The 24,319-nt window shown below is 54.4% G+C and carries 8 protein-coding genes; 7 read left to right on the forward strand and 1 reads right to left on the reverse strand.

Annotated features, from left to right (window positions below):
- Positions 1–54 precede the first annotated feature (54 nt).
- The 5 genes from GT347_RS04255 (at position 55) to adk (ending at position 22,082) form a co-directional block, all read left to right on the forward strand.
- Entirely contained in the window at positions 55–1,020 is a 966-nt protein-coding gene (locus GT347_RS04255) for a hypothetical protein (RefSeq protein WP_160550778.1), read from the forward strand.
- Positions 1,021–1,184: 164 nt separating this feature from the next.
- The gene (locus tag GT347_RS04260; protein WP_160550779.1) at positions 1,185–10,928 is read left to right on the forward strand and encodes a hypothetical protein; all 9,744 of its coding nucleotides are present in this window, start codon (positions 1,185–1,187) and stop codon (positions 10,926–10,928) included.
- A 299-nt stretch (positions 10,929–11,227) separates the two neighbouring features.
- Positions 11,228–13,264, forward strand: a complete 2,037-nt coding sequence (locus GT347_RS04265; protein WP_160550780.1) for a chromosomal replication initiator protein DnaA — start codon at positions 11,228–11,230, stop codon at positions 13,262–13,264.
- Positions 13,216–21,150: a hypothetical protein gene (locus tag GT347_RS04270; RefSeq protein ID WP_160550781.1), complete on the forward strand. Its 7,935-nt coding sequence runs from the start codon at positions 13,216–13,218 to the stop codon at positions 21,148–21,150. The genes GT347_RS04265 and GT347_RS04270 overlap by 49 nt, the downstream gene beginning before the upstream one ends.
- A gap of 275 nt (positions 21,151–21,425) precedes the next feature.
- Positions 21,426–22,082, forward strand: a complete 657-nt coding sequence (gene adk, locus GT347_RS04275) for an adenylate kinase (RefSeq protein WP_160550782.1) — start codon at positions 21,426–21,428, stop codon at positions 22,080–22,082.
- Here the strand turns inward: adk and GT347_RS04280 are convergent.
- Positions 22,048–22,965 carry an asparaginase gene (locus GT347_RS04280; protein WP_229722677.1) on the reverse strand — a complete coding sequence of 306 codons (918 nt, stop codon included), beginning with the start codon at positions 22,963–22,965 and terminating at the stop codon, positions 22,048–22,050. The two genes, adk and GT347_RS04280, sit on opposite strands and share 35 nt — an antisense overlap.
- Before the next feature lie 134 nt (positions 22,966–23,099).
- Between GT347_RS04280 and lexA the strand changes: the two genes are divergently transcribed.
- Together lexA and GT347_RS04290 are read left to right on the forward strand one after the other, a co-directional pair.
- Entirely contained in the window at positions 23,100–23,786 is a 687-nt protein-coding gene (gene lexA, locus GT347_RS04285; protein ID WP_160550784.1) for a transcriptional repressor LexA, read from the forward strand.
- A gap of 148 nt (positions 23,787–23,934) precedes the next feature.
- Entirely contained in the window at positions 23,935–24,297 is a 363-nt protein-coding gene (locus tag GT347_RS04290; RefSeq protein WP_160550785.1) for a hypothetical protein, read from the forward strand.
- The last annotated feature ends 22 nt before the right edge of the window (positions 24,298–24,319 follow it).

Genomic DNA, 24,319 nt, shown 5'->3' on the forward strand with positions numbered 1-24,319 from the left:
AGTCATGGCGTGGCTCAGCAGAGTGAAGACCCCTTTGTCACTCATGCCATTCCCATGCACCTCTATCCCATTTCCACGCCTTCAAACAACAGTTCGGCGCCGTCTGTCGTTTCGACTTTGGCCCTGCTGGCCCAAGGCGTGATCCAGCGATATCTCCCAAGCCATGTAAACCCGACCCCGCGCGTCGTTGAAAACGATCAACTGCCATCCCAAGGCATCAGCCACGAAATGGCGGGACTGCTGGCGCTGGATGAAACACATGCCAAAACCCAATCCAGGTCGAAGCGCGAGTCCTCAGCATCAGATTATCGAAGAAAGGAAACAACAGAGCCAGACTACGACGCAAATCAAGGTGGCCGGGCTTTTGACAAGCCATCGAGCATCCCTCGCACAAATGCGCTCCCGTCAGATCCGGTACCGCGCCATGCGTATTATCAGCGAGCCCTGAACAAAGCACCGCAGAAGCCAGAACAAAGCGATACCGTCACGGATTATTATGGTCGGCCGGTCAACCCACCGCCTGGCGCATACGGTTTTAATAGCGAAACCCACCCCAGCGGAAGGGGCCGCAAGCAGTTCCTTGGATATGACATGACAGGAAAGCCCATCTACCGTGCCGATTCACGCTATCTCGTCGGCTGGGACGAGCAGAGAAAACCCATCTACAGCGATGACGTCCGTCCGCAACCTTCGATCGACCCGAGCTTGATTGGCAACATTCCCAGCACGCCGGCCTACGGCAAAGGATTTGAATTTGCAGACACCAATTGGTGGGATTACACAACCACCACCCGACAGCCCCGCAAGAAAGCGCCCGCCAAAAAGCCAAGCCATCTGAATCAGTACGATGCAGACGGCAATATCCTTCCAAGCAAGGCAACGCGGCGAGAAGGAAAAAATCAATATATCGACGGCGGCACAGGCACCGTGCTTGCATCCAGCGAACCCATGCTGCACAACTTCATACATGATCCAGCACCGTCGGACTCTCCCAAAAAACAACACAGATTCTTTATCTAACACTCAATCAAAGCGGCCTGCATCGCCGGAGTCAGCTGCAGCTGACTCCGGCCCCAGAAAAAATACGTCGTTTCGCAATAAACAAGCGGCATTCGGTTAGCCCTGAATAATTCCCGTCATGACTCCGCAAAGTAAAGCCCTCCTCATAAACAAGGCACACTTTCATGACTGCGGAATTCAACCCTTCCTCGTTTCCCAAGCATGGATCGACAAATTCGAACATCACGGCCTTGACAGTTTTGGCCAAGGGTTTGATTCATCCAGCCCAACGACATTCGCAAAACCCGCTCGAAACCAACCCACAAAAGACCCCGATCATTGCCGCAAGCAATTTGCCGCCCCAAGACATCAATGGCGAAATGACAAGCCTGCTGGGTTTGCGACACGGCGCGTCAGCCCATGACAGCATATACACACCAGCGAATGTAGTCGCAAACGACGAATCGGACCACGCCCGCCGAGTCAGATCGAGACGTGATCTGCGGACCATATCGGATCAATATGGGCGCTACCATTATGTCAGTGCCCAAGTGGAGGCCCAGCCCCATGGCCAATTCGCACAGTGGGCGGACGGCTTTTACCGCTACTACTACAAAGGTGGCCTGCAAGGTCAAGCACGCTACATCGTCGGTGTGGACGGCCTTATTTATCAGCTCTTCGAACCGAGCCATACGGGCACATCGCACGCCCACGCTCATGCACAGGATCGAACAGCGGTTCAACCGACACAAGCCCCTGCATCGCCGACCACCAGCCGAAACCCCATCTTGCCAAATTGGGGCCCCAACCAAAGCGATGGGCCGCCCGCCGGCACCGTGAACCCGAGCAAGGCGGATTACAAGAATTTTGGCTGGGATGATCCCCATCCCGCCCGCCCTGATCAGCGACTGAATCACCCCACGGTTCGTCCCGGGTTCCAGCAGCCCAAGCCTGCTTATCCAGCCTCGCTCGGCGTTAATGAGCAGCCGGCGGCACCGACACGCCCCGCCTACGTCGCGAGTGCAAGCACCAGGGATCCAAGCAAGGCGTTTTATGGTTCACACCAGAGTGATCAGCCGGACCCGGGCACGCGCAAGCCACTCCAGACATACAAGCACCCCGGCTTTACCCAGCCCTCGAGCCGGATTGCGGGGCGGCCCTTCACAAAGCCACCCGCGCCACTTTATCACTCGCGTTATGACGAAAACGGCCAGCCTGTTGATGATTCCGAAGACTACACCGCAGTGACCGACTATTACGGCAGAACCATCAAGACGCATGTTGTAGGTTACGACATGAACAGCAAGAAAATATTCAGCCATCTCGGCCCCAGAAAACTCATCGGCATTCTGCCAAACAAAACCGCTGTCTATGGCGACTACGAGCGTGTTCTGATCGGCTGGGACGAAAACAGACGTCCGGTTTACAAGGGTGATAATTTCAAGCAAGGCACCATAGATCCGCAATACCTGGGTAGAACAGCCAGCACTCCCTCATATGGCAAGGGATTTGAATTTGCCGACACGAATTGGTGGGAGCACAACTACACGACCACCACCCGCGCACCACGCATCTACATATCCGCATCCAGACCCAGCTATTTAAACAAATATGACAAGTACGGCCATGTCTTGCCAGACCACGAAAATGGCCGAAACCGGAATCCTGCTTTCAACCGGAACAGCCAGGCAGGAGCAGGCTCGCCGCAGAGACAAGCGAATTTCATCGCCCGAGAACGGCCCAAAGCACGTTACCCCTTATATTTTTTCGAAGACATCACCTGCCAGGATGAGGGCTGGGAACTTCCAACCGTAAAAAGCAAGCGGCAACTTGGCGTGTCTTTAATGCCTCCGGCAGCCCCGCCACTGCCAACTGGAAACAAGACCATCGATGGACAGCATTTCGCGGAATATACCGCCGAAATGAATATCCATCGCATGCAGCAAAAATACTTCAACCGAACACTGGAATCCGAAAAGCCCCTGATGGAACTGCTCAAGGAAGTGGAGCAGGAAGTATTAGACGCAGAACAGGCCCAGATCGAAAATTTACAAGAAAAACGAGAAAGCCCCGAGCAGGCCGTTTTTGCAAAATTGCCCATCGCACATTTCACATCCGACACACTGGAAAGCTTTCTGGAAGAAGTCCTGCCCCGATACCAGGATGCATATGGGCAACCCCTCACGATCGGACAAGCAGGCAGCAGTTTTCACAATTACGTAGCCGAGGAAATAAAAACCACGGTACTTGGGTATTTCAAGAATCCAACCCCTGAGCCAAGAAAACAAATCATCCGTCTGATCAAAGCGTTTTCAGCGCTGAAGACCATATTCGGAAACGATGCCTCATTCATGTTCACCCAATCCATACAGCCAGGATTGATGGGTGAAAATCCTCGCAAAATAAGCCACTCACTTCACAAATCACTGGCAGACAATCTGCTCAGCATTACATACAACCCGCTTTTCACCATGGACGCAATGCGCCCCCTGATGCCATTGAGCCACGCCGGCGGAATAATATATAAAGTAGAAACAGAACTATACAAGATCCACGTCATTACCAATATCTACTTCGATCCAAAAAACCCGGATATTTTGGGAAAGATATCAGCTGACCTGGAAACCGTCGCAAAATCAGCGCTCGCAGACGAAATGTTAGCCAAGAGAACGCCCGGATTCCCTCTGACACGCACCACCAAGCTTCATTATCGGCCGCGACTAGAGAAGTACCATCCCGTCTCCATCAACACCCTCGACGAGTACAACAGGATACAGATACTCTACGACGCACCGCAAGAAACGTCGGTTCGTGACGAGGCAGAATCGCTTGAAATATTGGCCCGCATGCCATTCGGCCCGGCAGCACAAGAAATCAAGAAAATAATCACACCCATCAAAATGATTCTCGATGTCTTTTTTGTGCCCTTTGCCGAGGAAGACAGCTCCGGCAAACCCACCGGAAAAATCGTCAGATGGACGCTGGAGTCACCTTCGGATTTCTTCTCCAAATACTTCATTGCGCCAATGGGCCCGTTGATCACCGGCCTGAATGCCATCAGCGGCTCTCACAGCGGAGAATTCCATACCTTCGTCGACGCCGCCGAGCGATATTTCTCCACCATTCCGGCCATTAACAGCCTCTGCGCCGCACTGGAGGATTGCGACAACAGGCCGCTTGAATCAATTTATCACTCCAAACTGGCCTTTCATCTCGCAGGCATCGCTGATCAGTGCGAGAGCGAATTCACGCGCATCCGGGCGTACAGGATCTGGCTGCTGTTCAAATACGCCAGTTCCGCCGCCGACGATGCAAAAAGTACGATCAGCCTGGCCATCGCAAGGTTTATGTCCGAGATGGCGAACGGCGATGGGATGGGTGAAAAAGTCAGAATCGCACTCAAGGAAATCAATCAGCAGTATCTCGTGAACAACCCGCAGATGAGCCAGATGGCCGAACAGGCAGATGCAAAGCTGCTGGAGCTTCGCAACAGCGTGAGAGAAATAAGACTTCAGGATCATATCGAAAGCAAGCCCCAAATAGCTGATTTACTAAGGCGCATCGGCCAGATGAATTTCGACAGTCTGGTCGAAACAGACCAGATCATAAAAGCCCGGCAAGTCACTCAGCAAATCGGCTCGGCCATGGTTGACATAATATTGACCATTGCCTCAAAAGGGCTCTTGCTGCCCGAACTCATACAAAACGGCGTGGAAATACTCGACGACAATACCCTGGGCGCGCTGAACAAAATAATTTCCGGGTGTGTGGGTGAGTTCGACAAGATGATCAGCCCCATCGCAGGCAGCGAGAAGTTCCTCACGACCAAGGCCATTGAAAAAGTCATGGTCGAGATCGAACAGAATTTCGTGAAAAACGACAACGCCTTGGGGAAAATCGCCAGGATATTCAGAGGCCATTTGGTCAGCAACCTGAAGCTCCTATTCTGCGTGCCTGGCTCCCAATCGATTTCCGGCCTGCTTTCGCTGATACCACAGACGATTTTCAGCACCATCAATGACTTTATATTCCTGGACCTCATCGGCCACCGGCTGAAAGAATACCAAGCCACAACCAGACAGCATGTCAGCGACCTCCAGAAAAAATACTACAACGGCTTGCTGAGCAAAAGCCGCGACGAATTGAAATCAAATTTCAAGTGGGTTTACTATTCATTGTGCACCATCGGCAAGATCGAGGACCCCGTCTTCCTGAAAGAGAGTCAACCCCTATTCTTCGGCGAAAATTACCTATCGCTGGCGCAGGAATATGTGGCGTCCATCACCGGAGAAGCTCCTCTGCCGGAGTTCAATCCACTTACTGACGGCAAGCCTCTACCAATCGATCCAAACATCCCCGCGCAAGACGAAGCGGAACAGGAGGATGAAAACGATACCGTCGAAAAAAAACGCACATTCGTCAATTCTGCCGACATTGTTTCGCCCGACGCCGCAAAGGCCGCAATGGGCGGCAAGCAGATTTTCAACGAAAAAATCGTAGAGTTGAGCAGAATATATGGCCCAAAAATGAATGACATCGTGGATCGCATGCCAAAAGGCATTCATTTTGTCGACTCTGATTTTGTAAGCGTACTGGGTCCACTAGATCTGGAGGTAGCACAATTGAAGGCCACCTTCAACCGAAGACTGGATGGCACCGGCGGCTACCCGGCATATGACGAATTCATCAGAACATTCACCATTACCACGACCAACGCCGTCGGTTTGCCGGAAAAAATCAGCCTGGAGATGGTGATGAAATCGGGCAGCATCGAATATGCGCAGGAATTCGCGGATGAGCAAATCAGGAAGAATCAGCAGTTCATGCGTTTTCTGGCTGAGAGAAGCCTGATGTCGGCCAACTATTGCACAATCGAGGATATCCAGCGAAGCGACGGCTCTCGCGATCAGACAGTCGTACGCAAAACCATTGAAGGCGATTTCAGGGCTTTTGATATTCACGTCACTTACCAGGAAGTGCACACGGAGAGTCATGGCGAGACCGAAGAGATAATCGGGATCATACCTACGTACACGGCAGTCAACCCACATGATCCCCATGCAGTCGCTTTCCAGAATCTGATGAACGGCGGCCAGGTGCTGCAAGAAGACAGATTCAAGCTCATAACCGACGTTTCGGACAAGATTTTCTACTTCAAGGGTCAGATAGAAAGCAGGCTATATGAACTCTTCTATGACTACCAACTGAACTTCATTACCGCGCGGGAAGCCGGTGGTCATCTGTTCCTGAGTGAAGACAATGACTTTGTCAAGCATATCAGGACGGAGCTCACAAGAAAGATGGCGTTTTCGCATCTGGATACAGAACCTCATGTCGTGCCGATCTCGACCAACTTCGGCAAGTTCAAGTCTTTCTCGAAAACTCCCTTTATTTTTTCGCTGCCAGAGAACGCGGTGTCGAGGACGCTGTTCTCAGATGATGTAGCGACGCTCCGAAAAGCCTTCGACGCCGCGCACTGGTTTGTCAGGGAGGCTAACGGAACGCCTTTTGTCGGCCTGGGCATAGCGAACGTCAAACTGGTCAGAACCGATTTTGTTTCCATGCAGGTTCCGCACGTTGAATCGGCGGTGGTCGGCAGCTCCATCGGCGAAACGACGCTGACCGTGAACTTTGAAATAATTCATCGATGGCGCACGCAAGCGGCCGACGCGAACACAGCCAGTGCTCAGTCGCGCGATCTCAGGAATCAACTGGCGGCCGATCCACGCGCGATGACGCAGAAAACCCTCTTGTCCTTTTTCACCAGCCACTTCGGGAATCAATTCAAAATCCTGTGCACCGCTTTAGGCGACGCCTCACTTTCACCTCCGGATGGGCGTTTTGACAAGGTGTTGGACACCATATTGGCGCCCTTGACCCCCTACGCCCGTGTGTCGAGGTTAAAACCTCTCCTGAACCTGAATTTCAGAAAAAAGCTCCGGGTCGATGCCGCCGCCAGAGCGGCAGCTGCTCCACCAAACACGGTAGCGGATGCCCTCGATGCTGCGAGCCCACTGCGTGCTATTTCAATGGCCGATCTCAACAATGCCCTGCGCAATCGTCCGGCAGAAACGATCGACGCCATTGCACGATTTGACGACATGGTGGCCAAAGTATTTTCGGTCTATATGCACGCCACACTTCGTGTCGTGATAAAGCACGAATCAGATCATGCATCCAATGTGTACAGTTGGATGCTGGGAGCCATGGATGCTGAATCAATCTATCAGGAACGGATATTTTATTCTCTGGTCCGAAGTGTAGCCATAGCCTCAAAGGGTATTGGCATGAGTGCAGCATTGTCCATGGACCCACGTGAGGCCGTCACCACTTTCTACGGAAACTTTGACAGCGGGCAATACACCCCCGAAAGAATGAAATACCCAGACCCGGAGTTATTTATCCCGGAACAGACTTCGGTGACCGGAGAGCTATGGGAAGAGCTGAAAATACTGCGGCAGACCAATCTGGCCGACTACAACTCCAGAATCGATCAAATTGCAAAATCGCTCATCAAGAACCCATCGCCGAAAACGTTCAGAGAGCTGCACGCGATATTTTCGGTCGCCAATCGGCACATCACCAGTGGAGATTGCCATCAGTTGGCCGACACGTCCTACAACTTCCTCTCCGAAAAAACTCAAGCCGCCTTGCAGAATCTCCAGGACTTTGCGCATGCCATTTACAGCCAGATCAACAGCTATGGAAGCGACGCCAACCGGTACATTCAACTTCTAAGAAGCCAAAACTTCATTCAAGGAAACTATCAAGCAGAGGTAGAAGGAATCACGGCTTTCCTGGACGAGTTCAGAACCAGCATCATCGCGAGAGACGGGGTGGATCTGACCAAATGCTACCGCGATATTCGCATGTTCTTCAACCCAGATGACCTGCCAGTAAAAACCAACAGCGGCCCCATAAGGGGAAGAGCATTCATCACCATTCACAGCGCAGAAACGAATCAACCACTATTCACGGTTGCACATAAACTTTCGGTCATCACGGATCAAAAGACCGGTGAAAAGACACTGATTTTCGTCGAGCCGGTTTCTGTTTCTCCAGCCAATCTGCAGCACATGATCGCGAGCACACAGAGATCAACCGGCTACGCAGCATTCCCGGCGCTGATCGGCACAGGCAAGGATTTCAAGAAGCACGCTCACACACTGGTGAACTTCTCTCCAGCCATCGCAGGCAGGACACTTGACGGCCAAACCTTCCGCAATTTGTTCGAAGCCACCGTGTCCGAAATCGCCAGCAGACGGCCCATCAACCAGGCGGATCGAACGACAGACCTGAACCCCAACGGCGGAATCAGGATATTCTGGGATTTTACGTTGCTGGACAAATCAAGCGACGCAGGCAGTCACCCAACGGCAGTCAAATATCAATACGCGTCTCAGGGCCACCATACATTCAAATTCAGGCCCAAACGGCAGAACACCAACACAGCAAACGTGCAGCCGAGGTCTCCCGCCATCTTTCAGTATCGCCTGCTGCCAAGTGAACTCACAGAGCCGCCGGTAAAGCCAGCGCTGATAAAGGCCGAGTACAGCATTCCTGATTCCGACGATCTTGGACAAATCACGACCTTCGCCGCTGACGTGAACAACGAGCCGGCTTTCCGCGGCAAAAATCTCAGTCTAAAACACACTAAAACACGGATCCTCGAGTTGCTGCGGGCAACGGGTCGCAAAGTGGAAGACATTGTCAGCATGAGGCAATTAAGCACCAGTGAAATAGATTACCAGAAATTCATGACTGAATGGAGTACGCGCAACGCGCTTTTTAAAACCAAACTATCGGAAATCAACAAGGTCGGAATGTTCGAAACCTTCATGGGGCGCTTGATGGACGATTGCGACGTCTATTTCTCGCTCGGCGACATCTCGTGGCGGCGATACCTGAGCAAAACCGATGACAACATTGGCAAAATTGTCACCATCATGCACGCCCTGGAATTCAGAAAAGGTGCCGTGCAAAGAGTCGACGGCAAACCTTATATTGGCCTTGTCGATATTTATAATGTCATCGACATCAATTTCTATAGATTCAAGACTCGTGCGTCCGCGCTTGACATGCTTTACGAACTCAGCAGCATCGAGCTCGAAACCAATAAATGCGAACTTATTTCTTCGGCTAGCGAAGATGATTTGATTAGCAAAATTGCGACTTATTGCAGGTCCGTGCGGTGCAAAGAGATAGACGACGAAGCGTTCAAAAAATCGGAAGAATCGGGCAGGGTTTACAACAAAAACATGGTGATGACATTAAGAAAATACCATGGCTTCTTCGTCGGCCACGCGCGTAAATTTGGCAGCAAAATCAACCTGCCATTCCACATCCATGTTGTCGATCAAGTAATTCTGCAAATGGAAGCCGAAAGCAGCAAAGCCGTATTGCAAAACGACGAGATCGTGGAGAGTTTGCTTGGCGTGCTGTTTCCAATGTATCAAGCCCACCCGGAGGAAATAGAACCCTACTTTTATGCGAGCATCAAGCTATGCCTGGATACCAAGCAATTCCCGATATTAGCAAGGTTTTTTAACGATAAAGTACTGCCGGTGATCAACCTTACAAAGCTGGGAACCGACGAATCCAAGACCACTCTCTTCTGGAGCGAAGAAGAAATACGCTTCGAATATGGTCCACAGAACTCGCTCATCAAGCATCTATCTTTCAAAGGTCTGATATCGGGATTTTCACCAGATGAACGAGCAAGATTCCTGACCGCATTGGAAGACGCCTTTGCCCTCAGGGGGCAGAAGCTTTTCCTGGAAGAAAAAAAAGACGCCAGTGTAATTTACACGCTCATCCCGGCCGCTTCCACGCAATTCAGCGAACGTTTCAAGATTAGTTCCAAGCTGAAAAAAAACCTGGATCGTATGGCGCTTATCGAAAGCACGAAAGGATATGTCCTGCCTGAACTCGACCACGAGAAATCCAACGACCAGACTGCATATGAGTATAGAAACTTACAGGGCAAGTATTCGCTGGACAAGTTGGGCACCTACGCCATAAACAGGTATCTGCAAACAAAGGCATTCGCTGCGGACGACATGGATAAATTGGTTAAAACGTTCAGCACATGGTTGCCCAGCAAGGAAATAGCGCGGGATTATTATGAAAACAATGCTGCGTTTCAATCAGAGCCATTTTCATATTCCGCAGCGGATATGCAGAGAGATATTGCGCAAATGAAGGCCGCGGTCACCAACCTGCCGCAAGACATTCGCCGGGCCGGGCACGCCGCGCGAGCCGCCATGCGATATCTCATCGAGAAATATGCGAAGGCTGACACGGATCCTCAGCGATTCAGCATCATCAAGCGCCTAGTGCAGGAGAGAGGAAAAGATGCACTTCTGTATTTTTTAGAGCGCACAGTCGCTTCCAACTTCGATTTATTAGACCAGCTTGCAGCCCATCCTGGCGGGATCAAATTACAGTTCAGCCCCTTCATCGGAGGCGCATCAGACAACCGGCATTATATATTTGCCTATTTAAAAAAATTGGCTGCCCTGCCGGACGAATGTCAGTTCCTTTTCGCAGCCTTGCAAGACGCGTTTAAGCTGCATAACATGAAGCTGCAAAACAATATTGATTACGCGGGAAACTCGGTTGAAGTAGCCATCGACAACGCGGTACACCAGGAGTTTGTGGACTTCAAGATCTGTGATCTTGAAGAATTCATTGCGGGGCTGCCGAACAACACCGACTTCGATATCGAATATTCGAGTTACCAACCCAGCCCGGATCGCCAACCGGTCAGCGTTTTCACCGTAGGCAACTCGGCAGCCAATGACGCTCGATACAAGCAAGCCAATGAAATCTTGCTTTATTTAAATAACGTCATCCCCGGGCCGAGCGTTGAAAATCTGGCGCGAGCTTTGAAAAACCAGCTGGAGAGCAAGAAAAGAAAACGAAACTGAAAGCAGACGTTCTGCCGGCTGACATTCTGCTTTGAGTAAGGAGAATGCCGAACTTCGTGTCATAACATACCCGTTCGAGCAATCATCGTAACGGCAAAGGCAAGGTGCAGCCGGGCTTCTTTTAAAAGGCCGGCGACCTTGCCGCTCGCTATCGGAGACAAGTTCCTGGCCGGAACCTTTCCTTCGAATACCGAGAATATTGAATTTCGCGAGGGCCAGGGAGCTTTCGTGTAGCTCTCTCGAATTGCCGCCGTTCCTCCGCAAAGTGAAGCCCCCCTTCATTAATCAGGCGTACTCCCATGGCTGCGGAATTCAATCCTTCGTCCTCTCTCCAAAACGCATCGGCAAATTCCAAAATTTCAGTGTTGACCGTTTTGACTCAAGGCCTGATTGCTCTAAAAACACAGCAGTCGCAGAATTTACCAGGGGGCAAGAGCTCAAAATCCGAGGTCATTGCGGAACAAAAGCTACCGCCCAACGAAGTCAGCGAGGAAATGAGAAACCTGCTTGGCCTCAAGTCAGGCTTCAAAAGCCATGACAATATCGACACGTCAACCGAGACTTTCCCAAACGATGGTCACGATCACGGCCGCAACGGGAGATCGAAACGTGACTTGCGGGCCATGCAGGACCGGTATGGCCGCTACCATTACGTCACTACGTTGGTAGAAGTTCAGCCTGGCGGCCAATTCCTGCCGTGGGCCGATGGCTTCTACCGCTATTACCACAAAGGGGTTCTGCAGGGACAAAACATCTACATCGCCGGACTAGACGGTCGCTTTTACCAGGTTTTTCAACCAAACCGGGCTGACATGGCACCCGGCAACGTCTATGTGCAGGGTCGCACAGGCATTCAGGCAACGCAGGCTCCGCCACCGGCTAGCACCAGCCGAAATCCAAGCTTGCCCTATTGGGGTCCCAACCAGAGCGATCAGCCACCCGCCAGTACCGCAGACCCGCGCAAGGCGGATTACCAAAACTTTGGCTGGTTCGATGCCAATCCCGCCCGCCCTGACCAACGGCTAAACCATGCAGCAGCGCATCCTGGGTTCCAGGCGGCACAGCCAGTTAATCCGGGCGCCTTTGGCAGCCATGACCGGCCGAATGAACCCACGCGCCCCCCATATATCCCGAGCGCCACCGGGAGAGATCCAAGCAAGGCGTTTTACGGTTCAAACCAGAGCGATAAGCCGGAAACAGGTACTCGAAATCCTGGCCAGGCGGACAACAACAAATTTCATTGGACCGCCGCCACACGCTCGCCAATGGTGCATTCACCAAGCACGTCGACCAGACGTCTTTCTACCAAGCCGCCTGCGCCACTTTATCAATCGCGCTATGACGAAAACGGCCAGCCTGTTGATGAATCCGAAGACTACACCGCGGTGACCGACTATTACGGCAGAACCATCAAGACGCATGTTGTAGGTTACGACATGAACGGCAAGAAAATATACAGCCACGTCGGCCCCAGAAAACTCATCGGCATGCTTCCAAACAAAACCGCTGTCTATGGAGACTACGAGCGTGTTCTGATCGGCTGGGACGAAAACAGACGTCCGGTTTACCTGGGTGACAATTTCAAGCAAGGCACCATAGATCCGCAATACCTGGGTAGAACAGCCAGCACTCCCTCATATGGCAAGGGATTTGAGTTTGCCGACACGAATTGGTGGGAGCATAACTACACGACCACCACCCGCGCACCACGCATATACATATCCACATCCAGACCCAGCAACTTGAATATATACGACAAGCACGGCCATTTCATTGGTGACGCTGAAACAGGGAGGGCGAGAGGACGGCCAGGCCAGCACACCCATGACGGCCCAGGCAATCGCCTCGGCAATAACGGCGACATACCGGAAACGACCACCAAGGACCCGAGGGCTGCCATCTATCCGGTGGCACTGGATCGCAGTGGCAAGCCCACTCGAATCAATCAAGCGTGGCGCACACCCACGGACAGACTCGCGCCTGACTACGGTCCAAATAACGATCCGGCATACCAGCAGCGATACTCCGCTGCAGGGCGGTCTTCCCAACGCTACGGCAACTCCAGCAACCGGGCCAGCTGGCAGTTGGCCAGACCGAAATATCCACAGTATTTTATCTTTGAAGACATCACATACAGGGCGATGAACCAGGCCTTGGCAACCGTCAGAAGCAAAAGGCAAATTGGGGTTAAATTAACAGAACCTGCCCCGCCCCCATTCAAACCGGCAACAGTACTGTCGACAGTGAAAACCTGGCCGAGTACACCGCACGAAAAAATATCTACAAAATGCAACAGGACCATTTCAACGCCATTACGGGGTTCGAAAAGCCGTTGATGGATACGATCAAGGAACTGGAGCGCGAAATACGTGATGCGGAACAAGCCCAGCTGACCGATTCGCTGGATAAACGCGAAACCACGGAGGATACGTTAATTGCCAAATTGCCGGTCGCGCATTTCACTTCGCCGACCATGGAAACAATTCTGGAAGAGTTGCTCCCTCGATATGAAGACGCTCACGGCACGCAGTTGACGGAAGCGCAAGCGTCGAATAGTTATCATAATCAGGTGGCCGAGACCATCAAAACCCAGATTCTCCAATACTTCAGGAATCCGACGCCTGCAGCCGAGATAAATATCATCCGTTTCGTCAAGGCATCGGCCGGATTCAAGGCAGCATTTGGAAAAGACTCTTCATTTATATTCACCCCCTCAGGCCAGGCAGGACTTCCCGGAGAGCCGCCAAGGGCCATAAGTTATTCGCTGCGTTATTCCCTTTCGAACACGCTCACCAGCATTCTGTTCAACCCGATTTACGACATCGTGCCCGGCACGTCACCGCAAATCGTGGGGCAAACGGGGGCTTCGGTTCAAAAAGTCGAGACCGACCTCTATAGCGTCCAGGTTGTCGCGAGTATGTATTATGAAATCTCCAGTCCTGATGCTTTGACCGCCGCATCGGAACTCTTGGAAAAATGCGTGAAAACGGCTCTTGCCGATGAAATGATCGCCCGGAGAACGCCAGGAATTCCGCTGGTGCGTACCAGCAATTTCGCTTACACAGCGGAAGCGGATAAATATCATCCCGTGACAATCACGACAGTGGAGGAATACGAAAGGCTTCGCACAGCGTATGGTTTCGCGCCAAGGATATCGACGCGCGATGAACGTGCGCCACTGCCATTTATGGCGCGGATGCCATTCAGCTTGGCGGCGCAAGAACAACGGAAGATTTTCCTGCCGGTCAAAACCATGCTGGATCAATTTTTCGTGCTCTTTGCGGAGAAGGATTCATCCGGGCAGTCTACCGGTAAGATAGTCAGATGGACGATCGAGTCCGCAGCAGAAAAGGTCTCGAAATATTTTCTAGATCCAATAAACGGATTGAAATTTTTCCTGACTTCAGTATCGGGGCCCCACACCATCCAATTCGCGGCTTTCAGCGACGACGCCGAACGGTATTTTTCCAGCATCCCGGGCATTTTCGGACTTTGCGAAGCCTTGGAGGAATGCCAGCAAACGGTACTCGAGAACGTGCAGGATTCTAAAATTGCCTGGAATGCTGCCGGAATTACCTCGGGGTCCAGGACGGAATTCATGCGGATTCGCGCGTATCGAATCTGGCTGTTGGCTAAGTACGCGTCGCTCGCGACCGAAGACTCAAGGGCCGGCTTCACGTTGGCCATGGGCAAATTCCTTTCGGATATCGCCGATGGCACCGGCCGCGGAGAGCTTATCAGGATGGCCCTCAGGGAGGTCAACCGCCTGTCTTTGCGCAACCAGCCTGAGCAATGGAAAATCGCCGAGCAGGCGGATGCGAAGCTGGTCGAATTACGCACCAGCGTGAGAGAAATCAAGCTGCAGGATCATATTGAAAGCAGGCCGCAGATTGCGGACTTGCTGGGAAGGATCGGGCAGTTGAACTTTGAAAGCCTCACGAGTGCAGATCAGTTGATGAAGGCGCGGCAAATCAGCCAGCAAGTAGGGTCGGCGTTCATAGATGTGTTGATGACGATCGTGACCAAAGGAGCACTGCTGCCCAATCTGGCGCAGAACACAGTAGAAGCCATCGACAACAATACGCTGGGTCTGATGAACTACCTGATTTCAGGATGCGTCGGTGAATTGGATGCGGTTATTAGCGCAATTCCTGCAGGCAAAAAATACCTCACGACCGAAGCGATCGAAAAGGTGATGTCAGAGATAGAAACCACTTTCTCGCAGAACGACAACAAGCTGGGAAATATTTCTCGAATATTCAGAAGCCATTTGATCGGCAATATCAAAACGATGTTTTGCGTGCCGGGATCGTTTTCACCCGCGGGACTGATTTCCGCGATACCGCAAACGATTTTCAGTACCCTTAATGACATGATTTTCGCAGATATGATCAGCGCGAATATACAGGGGTACAAGATTGCCTCCAGGGAGCACGTCAATGCCTTGCAACGAAAATATTTCAACAGCCTGGTCAGCAAAGGGCGGGAAGAATTAAAGGAAAACTTCAAGTGGGTCTATTATTCTTTATGCAAGATCGGGAGCATTGAAGATCCGGCCTTCGTCAGGGAGAATCCGATTCTCTTTTTCAAGGAAAACTACCAGTCGCTCTTGCAGGAGTATGTTGCCTTGACCACGGGTGAAGCGCCCCAGCCCGAGTTCACCGGCCCCCTCAGCAGCATTAGATTCGCCCCGACCAATCTCACCCAGGCAGACGGGACGCCGGCAGCACGGCAAAACGGCGCAGAAATAGGCAAGCGTGTACTCGTCGATGCCGCCGAAGTTCAAGACGTCAATGACACTTGGCTAGCGAAGCAGGGCGATGAAATATTCCTCCAGCAAATGCGGCAGCTGGATTTGATTCACGGGAGAAAATACGAGGAACTTTGCTACCTGCTTCCGCCGGGAGCAACACTCACCGATCGGGATTTCTTCCACGTTTTAGGCCCGCTGGATCCCGAAGTGGAACAGCTGAAAAATACATTCAATGCGAAGCCCGACGGCAGTGGCGGCTATCCAGCCTATCACGAATTCATCAGGAAATTCAGCATCACGACTTACCGGGGCATTGTCCCGACACATGTAAGTTTTGAGATAACGCTCCCGACAAACAATATAGAAATCGCTCAGGAATTGACAGCGGATGAGCTGCAGAAGAACGATGAATTCATGCAGTTCATTTCCGACAAGAATACGCGGGCGGCAAAGTTTGTAGTCATCAGGGATCAAGAAAGGCCGGACGGTACGCGCGAGCAGATGGTGGTCAGGAATACTCCGGGAAATTATAGGATATTTAACGTTCAAGTGAGTTACCAAGCGGTCTACGACGAACGACATGCCGGCATCAGGGACAAAATTGGCATTTTACCCCACTACAGTCCGCTGCATGCATTTGATCAGCATGCCAGCACGTATTGCGATTTGCTGAATTACGGACAAGTTCTGCAGGAGGACAGCTTCCGGAGGATCACGGAAGTGACGGACACGGTCTTTGTGATCAACGCAAGATTCATGCACAAACGCTATGAGCTGTATTATGACAACAACCGCAATCTGATCACGACAAGACCGGCGGGGACCCGCGTCTTCTCCTTGAAAGACGACGCTTTCACTGAGCAGGCCAGAAAGGATCATGCCGCCAGGAGGGGGCTGGGATTCTTCGCTACTCACCGCCATGTAGTACCGGTGCCGACTGCTTTCGGAAGGTTCAGGTCGTTCTCCAAGACACCGTTTATCTTTGCGACAAAAACTCCCTTGGCAGTTTCCACCCCGCTGCAGGCGCAGGATATAGCGGAATTTGAAGACTTGTTCAGGGCGGCCGAATACGTCGCATCCCATGCCAGGAACATTTATATGGGCCTGGGCGTGGTGAACGTCAAATTCGAGAACAGTGGCATAGCCGGATTGTCTGTGCCTTATATAGAGAAGCTTGCCCCTGGAAGTTCGATTGGCCAGACTACCCTCAATGTCAATCACCGGTTCTTCGCCCAGCTGGACCATGACCTGGCCACTGCCAATGCCTTAAGATCGGAGGCCAGAACGCTTAAAAACACACTGGATGTCTATTCCAGGCACAGACCCCCGCAAGCGCTTCTGGATATTTACAGGCAGCACCTGGATGCGCAGTTCCATGTACTGCTCTCGGCTCTCCCCGAATGGGCGAGGACGCCAGCGGACTCACGCTTCGAGCAGGTCGTCGACACCGTGTTCGCCCCCTTGGCGCCTTTCGTCGACAGCTATCGATTGAAGCATCGGCTGAACGATCTGGAAATATCGCGGATCAGGGCGGCCGCGCCGGGCAATCCTGCAGCGGCGAGTCCGGTCGATCTTCTGATCGACAAAAACATCCTTCAGGTAGCGAGAAGCAATCCTTCCTACTTGATGGAATGCCTGGCGAACTTCGATGCAAGAGTCGCGCAGATTTTCGAGATCAAAAGAAATCATCAGCGGGCCGGGACGATAAGGCATGAAGCAGACCATGCCGCCAATTTGGACAGTGCGCAGGTCGGCGCGCAGGATGCAGATTCGGTGCAGCAGGAAAGAGTATTCTACTCACTGGTCAAGAACTTGATATCGGCCTCCACAGGAGTGGAAATGAGCGAAGTGCTGGGCCTCAGCAGGCACCAGGCCATTATCAGGTTTTACGGCACATTCGTCTACGACCAGGCTTACCCCGAACGATTCGGCTACACCGCGACTGATGACATCATCGCAGAGCAGTCGTCGGTCACCGGTGAAATTTGGGAGCGCCTTAAAGTAGTGAGCCGTGATCAGCCGGCCGAGTATCTCCACGTGATGGACCAAATCGCCCGTTCTCTGCTCATGGACGTGTCGGCAGGTGGTTTTGCGACGATGAAAGCTGTTTTTGATGTTGCCACCCGCCATGTGACCAGTGGGGATCGCCACGAACTGGCGGATACCTCATACGACTTTGTTTCCAGGCGAACGCAGCGCGCGGCACAAAATCTTCAGGATTTTGCTCATGGACTGCTCATGCAAATCAAGGCGCTGGCTACCACGAAAAAGGATTACGTCCGCGTTTTGAGGAGCCTGAATGTGATTCAGAATGATTATTCAACCGAATGGCATCAGATGAAGTTGTTTGCCGATGCGTTCCACATGTCCCCCGTCAATCAAATTGACCTCGATCTTACAAGCTGCTATCGGGAAGTGAGGATGTATTTCAATCCAGACGAGTTTCCAGTCACTTCCGTGCCGACCCGAATTAATGGCAGGGCTTTTATTACACTTCACCGGAAAGATACAGCTCAGCCCATTTACACCGTTGCATTCGGGCTTTATGTCGAGAAAAACACCCGGACCAACGAAAACATCATGAAGCTTGTCGACCCCCTCGCCGTTGCTCCCAATGCCCTGAGAGCCGTGATCAGAGAAACGGCGCGATATACCGGCTGGCCCAGCTTTCCGGCGCTGGTGGGATCGGTGAAGCATTTTCCAGATTTGGCCGGCACGGTAGCGAATTTCGCGACAGCCGTGGCGGGCAAGACAATGGATGAACGCGCCTTCTCCGGTCTGTTCGAATCCAGCCTTGTGGATATGGCCCATCATCGTCCGATGGGCCCTCGAGACGTGGCGGCAGCCCTCAATCCTAGTGACATGCGGACATTCTATGATTTCACCTTGCTTGACGCAGAAGGCGAAGGCGCCCCCGTGCAAGACGTCAATCGGGCCGGTGGCGTGAAATATCTGTGGGCGCGTGAGACTTATGGCGTCCCGCGTACTTTCAAGGCGCGGCCCAAGCGCGACAGTGGCGGCCCGACGGATCGCGCAATCACGCCGCTACTGGTGAAGCTGGAATACAGAATTCCCAATTCGACGGAGGTGGGCAACATCACGTTCGTTGCCGCGGATATCTATAATCAGCCGGCATTTTACGGCTTCCACCCGAGCACTCATTTCACCAAAATACAGGCGCTTCAGCTCCTCTCCAGCCTGGCCCATGTCAAGGCGGACGCCTTTGTCGGCATCACGCAGTTGAAAACCGGCGAAAAAGCCTATCAGGATTTCATGTCTGCATGGAATGCGCGCCAAGCCGCATTCAAGGCCAAGCTTTCCACCATCAGCAAGATTGGAATGTATGCAACTTTCATGGAGAGTCTGAAGGCGGATTGCGATGTCTACTTTCCGCTGGGCAGCGTTTCATGGCGTTCGTTTCCAAGCAGAACCGATGGCAATATCGATAAGGTTCTCACCGTCATGCGGGCGTTGGAATTCAAGAAAGGAGCGGCGCAACGCCCTGACGGTGCACCCTATGTGGTGCTGACCGATCTCTGTAATGTCATCGACGTCAATTTCTACAGGTTTCGGACGGATGCTTCGGCGCTCGACATGCTGTACGAACTCAGCTCCATAGAATTGAGCAGGAACGGCTGCGCCGTCATTTCGGGAGCCACCGAACTGGATCTGTTGGAAAAAATCGAGATTTATTGCAGGGGCGTTCAATGCAACGCTGTGGAGGAAGAGAAGTATGCAAAACCTGACGATTCCAGAAGCAGTTATAACAAACATACGGTCCGAGAACTGAGAAAGCAATACAGCTACTTCCTGGGCTATGTCGGCAGATTTGGCAGTGACTTGGACGTGGGATTTCACTTCAACGTGGTCAGACCTGTCATGCAAGCGATGGAAAGAGGACGCGATACCGCGGTGTCTCTTGCGGAGGAAATCACCGACAGCATGCTAGGCCTGCTGCAGCCGCAATACCAGAACAATCCGGCCGATCGCCGCGCGTTTATGTATGCCGGCATCAAGCTGTGTCTGGAAAATGGGCAACCCGCATCGTTGGCGAAGTTCTTGAACAATGCGGTGTTCAGCGATCTGGGGCTTGCGGAAATTGCCGGCGGTGAGTGGAACGTACTGGTTTCCTGGATTCGCCAGGAGATCCGTTTTCAATACAGCGGCCCTGGCTTGTTCACCAGAACAATCTCCCTCGCCGGCCTGGCATCCGGTTTTTCGGTCGACGAGAAATTTCATTTCCTTCGAGCTGTTGAAGAGAGCCACGCATTGAAAGGGCACAAGCTGATTCTGGAAGATAAGACAGACGAGGAGTTGACTTACACTTTCATTCCCGCCAACTCAGCCCAATACAGCGAACGTTTCAAAATCAGTTCAAAACTGAAGGCGAGCCTGGACAGCATGCCGCTGGAGGCGGGTTCCAAGGGCTACGTGATGCCAAAACTGGACCACAGCAGATCTTCCGCACAGAACAAGAATGACTACGAGAATTTGAAGATCAGATTCGAGCTGGACAAGCTGAACAGCTATGGCATGAACCGTTACCTGCAAGCCAGGGAACCCAGCGCCAGCGACATGGAAATGAATGTGAAAATATTCAGCCAGTGGTTGCCGAGCAGTGAACTCGCGCGGCTCCTCTCACAGGCTTCTCCGCAGGCAGCGGAAGAGGATGGCATTTTCCAATACTATGCAGCAGACATGCATGCGGATATTCTCCAGATGAGTGAGGCGGTTATTGCCTTGCCTCAGGATCTGCGCGGGACAGTGCATGCCGCGCGTGTCGCGCTGCGACACCTGATGGACACTTATTTCACGGTGGCCACAGACGCCCAACGATTCAGCATCATCAAACGTTTGATTCAGGGAAGACAGGCCAAGCCGCTGGTTTACATCCTCGAACAGACGGTGACCTCCAAATTCGATGAAATAGAGATGCTGGCCGCCCAGCTTGGCGGGGCCAAAATTGGTTTCGAGGTTGCCGCTGGGGGTTCACTGGATAATTGGAGCTATGTTTTCCGTTATCTGCAGGCTTTGCTGCCACTGCCGGAGGAGCGCCGGTTTCTTTGGGATCGTCTGCAAGACGCTTTCAAGCTGCACCGCTTGCAGCTGGCCGATGAAATTAATTATGCCGAAGGCAGCATTCGCCTGACATACGACAGCACCATTTATCCCGAGCTGGCACAGTTCAGGTTTGCCGATCTCGAGGAGTTCGTCTCCCGCCTCCCCCAAGGCACCAGCTATCGTATAGGATTCAAGGCGCGGCAAACGGCCCCCGGGCAGCTTCCGCGCAGTGTATTCGACGTGGATGAGTCGAAAATCGACCAGGGCCCTTACAGCAAGGCCAATAAAGTCCTGGCGTATTTCAACAATGTGTTGTCAGGGCCCCAGGTTGAATATGTGGCCGTGTATTTCACACGGCTTCTGGAGATGAAAAACCATGCTCAAGGTTCCGGGCAGGCCTTGAATTAACCGAGAGGCGCCGTGCGATGGCGGCTCTGCGGCGTCGCGCGGCCGGATCGGTAGATGGAGTGGATGCATGCTCTGGCGCGACCATCGGCTGGAATGAGCCCGCGCAGCCGTCTTTGCTAGGGCTTACCCCGTGCCGCACCGACAGGCGGTGAAGGTTTCGTGCAAGGCGTGCATGCTATCCTCGACTCCAATAGAGCACCCGCCCGCCCCTTGGCACCCACGCCCTTCGCGCGCGCGGCTTGCGGTGCCAGATTTTTTATCTTCCGAGGATTCCCATGAGATTGATCCTGCTGGGCGCGCCGGGCGCCGGCAAAGGCACGCAAGCTGCGTTCATCTGCCAGAAATACGCCATTCCGCAGATCTCCACCGGCGACATGCTGCGCGCCGCCGTCAAGGCCGGCACGCCGCTGGGGCTGCAGGCCAAGGCGGTGATGGAATCCGGCGGCCTGGTCAGCGACGACCTGATCATCAACCTGGTCAAGGAAAGGCTGATGCAGCCCGACTGCGAGAAGGGCGTGCTCTTCGACGGTTTTCCCCGCACGATTCCGCAGGCCGATGCCATGAAGGCGGCGGGCGTGAAGCTCGACTATGTGCTGGAGATCGACGTGCCTTTCAGCGACATCGTCGAGCGCATCAGCGGTCGGCGTTCGCATCCGGCTTCGGGCCGCACCTACCACGTGAAGTTCGCGCCGCCCAAGATCGAGGGCAAGGATGACGCGACCGGCGAGGACCTGATCCAGCGCGAGGACGACCGCGAAGCCACGGTGCAGAAGCGCCTGGACGTCTACAGCGCGCAGACGCGTCCGCTGGTGGATTACTACCGCGGTTGGGCCGAGCAGGAGCCGGCCAAGGCTCCCAAGTACCGCAAGATCAGCGGCGTGGGTTCGGTCGACGAGATCACGCAGCGCGCGCTGCAGGCGCTGTCGAACTGAGCAAGCTCAGCTGAAGGGCGATGCGGGCCTGGGCTGGCGTCAGCGCCGGCTTGCGGTCTCCCCGATCGAAGGGATCGGCGTCGCCCAGCGGGCAGCGGCTGCCGATGGAAACCTGCACTCCCGCGGCGCGGGCTTCGTCCAGCGCGTGTTCCATTTCCCGATGCAGCGTGGCGTTGCCGGTGCCGGCCACGACCAGGCCTTCGACACCGGCGGCCAGCAGCGCCCGCACCTCGCGCCCGGTGGCGCCTGCATGGCTGCTCAGCCAGGCCACCCACGGAAGCCGTCCGCCCTGCTCCAGGCGCGCCTGCAGCGCTTCCAGCGCCCCCGGGACATGGTCGGCGCCGGCCATCGGCCATCCACGCAGGATTTCCCAATCGCCCGCCCTGCCCCGTGCGAGGCAGCCTGCGTCGCCGGCTTCGAAGGCATCGATCCGCTTCGGATGGACCTTGCGCACTTCGCTGCCGGCAAGGACGCGGCCCGCGAACACCACCAGCACCCCTTGGGCGCCCGGCATGCAGGCCACAGCGATGGCATCGCGCAGATTGCCCGGGCCATCGGGCTCGGCATCACTCGCGGGCTTCATGGCGCCGGTCAGCACGACCGGCTTGCCGGCCTGCAGCACGGCGTGGAGGAAGAAGGCGGTTTCTTCCAGGGTGTCCGTGCCATGTGTCACCACCACCCCGTGCACCTCGGGCTGCGCCAGCCAGTGCTGCAGGCGCCGGGCCAGCGCCAGCCAGACCGCCTCGGCCATGTCCTTGCTGTCGATCTGCGCGACCTGCTCGGCCAGCAGTTCGCAGCCGGCAGGCAGTGCCAGGCCCTGCGTGAGCTGGCCGACCGGCACCTGTCCGGCCCGGTAGCCGTGCTGGGAGGCGCGATCCGCCATGCCCGCGATCGTGCCGCCTGTGCCCAATACCACCACTTTCATAGACAACCTTGCTGTAGCGCTTGCCAGCGAGCCGAAAACTGTTTAAAAATACAGGCACTGGATATCCAGACAGCCCACCCTCAGGAGAGGCCATGATCGATACACCCGTCCTGCCCGTCAAACTCACCGCGCGCCAGCAGCAGATCCTGGAACTGATCCAGAACGCCATCGCCCGCACCGGTGCGCCGCCGACCCGTGCCGAGATCGCCAACGAGCTCGGCTTCAAGTCGGCCAACGCGGCCGAAGAGCATTTGCAGGCGCTGGCACGCAAGGGCGCGATCGAACTGGTCAGCGGTACTTCGCGCGGCATCCGGCTGAAGCACGGGCAGATGCACCAGGCGGGCGCCGGTCGCGCCCATCAGCTGATGCTGGCGATTCCCGGCCTGGCGCAGCTGGCCTTGCCGCTGGTCGGCCGGGTGGCGGCCGGTTCGCCGATTCTCGCCCAGGAGCATGTGGACCAGACCTACCACGTCGAAGGCAGCCTGTTCCAGCACCGGCCCGATTACCTGCTGAAGGTGCGCGGCATGTCGATGCGCGACGCCGGCATCATGGATGGCGACCTGCTGGCGGTGCAGTCCACCCGCGAGGCACGCAATGGCCAGATCGTGGTGGCGCGGCTGGGCGAGGAGGTGACGGTCAAGCGTTTCCAGCGTACGCCCCACGGCATCGAGCTGCATGCCGAGAACCCCGACTACCCCACCATCATGGTGGCGCCGGACGAGCCCTTCGAGATCGAAGGCCTGGCTGTCGGGCTGATCCGCAACACCATGCTCATGTAGCCATTCGCCGCAGCGTCAGGTGGCGGGCGTTCGGCTGGGGCCTGGGTTCGACCAGGCCTGGCGGCAACCCTCGCGCTGCGGTTTCTCAACGTGAATCCTGCCTGGACCGATCGATGGATACGACGTCCTGTCACCAAGGAGTTTTCACATGGCATCCACCACCGCTTTCTCGCGCGGCCCGGCCGCTTCTTCCAACGTCAACGTCAACGGCAACGGCGGTTCCTGGCTGGCGCCACTGGCCGGCTGGGTGCAGCGCAGGGTGTTGCCGCGCAAGGCGCAGGCGCAGGCACATCCGGCCATGCAGGCCAAGCCGCATGCGGTGCCCATCGTGGTCACGCCCAGCCGGCCACGGCCGCCGCTGCGGGTGCTGCGGGTGGCCGACGGCGCCTCGCGCCAGGACGCGGGCCGCATGGTGATCTCGGGCCGGCTGGCCGATGTCTGCGCCGAACTCGATCGCCTGGCCGCATGGGAGTCCGCCCGTTCGGTGGAGCGGCGGCAGAAGATCAACTAAAGCTCAAGCAAAGCGCCGCCAA

It is taken from the genome of Xylophilus rhododendri (genome assembly GCF_009906855.1).
Lineage (GTDB): Bacteria > Pseudomonadota > Gammaproteobacteria > Burkholderiales > Burkholderiaceae_C > Xylophilus > Xylophilus rhododendri.